The sequence below is a fragment of the Paenibacillus naphthalenovorans genome (assembly GCF_900099895.1).
Taxonomy (GTDB): Bacteria; Bacillota; Bacilli; order Paenibacillales; family NBRC-103111; genus Paenibacillus_G; species Paenibacillus_G naphthalenovorans.
In genome coordinates this window covers 1-1,294 of sequence record NZ_FNDY01000093.1, presented here as the reverse complement: position 1 = coordinate 1,294, position 1,294 = coordinate 1, and the positions used below count along the sequence as shown (strand labels likewise).

At 44.5% G+C, this 1,294-nt stretch carries 2 protein-coding genes and 1 pseudogene; all 3 read left to right on the top strand.

All coding sequences use genetic code 11. From position 1 onward, the window contains the following. Positions 1-251: pseudogene (locus BLT35_RS26100) on the top strand (hypothetical protein); the annotation flags it as partial. A gap of 206 nt (positions 252-457) precedes the next feature. Next, on the top strand, positions 458-640 hold the full coding sequence (locus BLT35_RS26095) for a hypothetical protein (protein ID WP_074730247.1): 183 nt from the start codon (positions 458-460) through the stop codon (positions 638-640). Between the two features lie 217 nt (positions 641-857). Beyond that, entirely contained in the window at positions 858-1,088 is a 231-nt protein-coding gene (locus BLT35_RS26090; protein ID WP_139170890.1) for a hypothetical protein, read from the top strand. Positions 1,089-1,294: the final 206 nt, after the last annotated feature.

The following is a 1,294-nucleotide window of genomic DNA, read 5'->3' as shown; positions in this document are numbered from 1 at the left end:
TCTATGAGCAATTGCTTCCGCATTACCCGGAGGAGGTGAAGGCGCTTTTCGTGGCATATATCGAATTCCGGGCGGATCAATCCAGGGACAGGCGATTGACGCGATTCTATGGCGAGGATGAAAACGCCGTATGGAACCAGATCATGATTGGCCTGATTAGCTACTGCCTTCTGCTCCGTCGTGGGAAGTTTTCAAAGCGGCTGTATTTCGAAAACCAACGCGCACTTCCAAAGGTCGACAGAAGGTCATGAAGAGCTAAGGCAACGCAAAGCAAGAAAAGGTAATCAGCACCTTGAAGTCCTAGATATTACCAAATGGACAATGGCTGCCTTGCATGCATAGCCCCCTTGACTTTCTAGCCTATACGGCGGCAGAGTCATTTTCAGAAAATTCTATAAACGATAGAAAGCAATGTTTATGCAACGCTATTGATACTTAATAAAAGGAGTTGATGATCATGCGTAAATCGAAACCTTTAGTCGCCGGTCAAATTGCCGCATTCGGTCGTCGTCCAGTCATCCGATCACTTGATGATGGTGTAATGGCGATTCCGATCCCTCCTGAAGAACGTGATGATGCTCACGAAGAAATGCGTGATTTTATACGTCGACAAAAAGAAAAAAAGCAAACACCAAAATAAAAGTTTATTGTGCCCCGGAAAGTCCGTACTTTTTGTACGGGCTTTGTTTGATTAAAGATTCACGAACGAATGAACTGCATCCAATTCAAGAATATTTCCTTCTCGCCATTTTGATACATAAAGCCAATACAACCAGTGTTAATAGCCGCATTGGCTTTATCTTTTAAACCATTTTTATCAACAGGTTCATTTCGCTCACTATGACGATTCGACATATTTGAAGGCGAATTTGGATGCCAGCGACTTTCGGAAGTTTGTGCTGGAGCATGGATTTTTGGATTCGGTCAAGCCGCGGGAGATGCTGTTCGACCTGTATCTTGATCCTGTTGAAAGAGTGAATTTAGCTGAGGACGATCGCTTTATTCACATTAAGCAATCCATGGCGTCGCTATTGGACGAATGGATGGAAGGTACGCGCGATCCCATATTATTAAGAAGCGGACGTTGAATGAAGCCGTACGCGTACCATGGATTTTATTAGGCGATGCGGCAGCGGTGAATGGCAATGAGGGCAGCCTGCCAGAATGGCAGGCTGTTTTATCAAGGAAATGAAGTTACTAACTCAACTTTCGCAGCTTAAATTCGGTAGGTAAGCCTTGATGTAATTGGGCAAACCGGCGATCCAATGCTGAAGTTGTGTTTGGATAAGTGTTG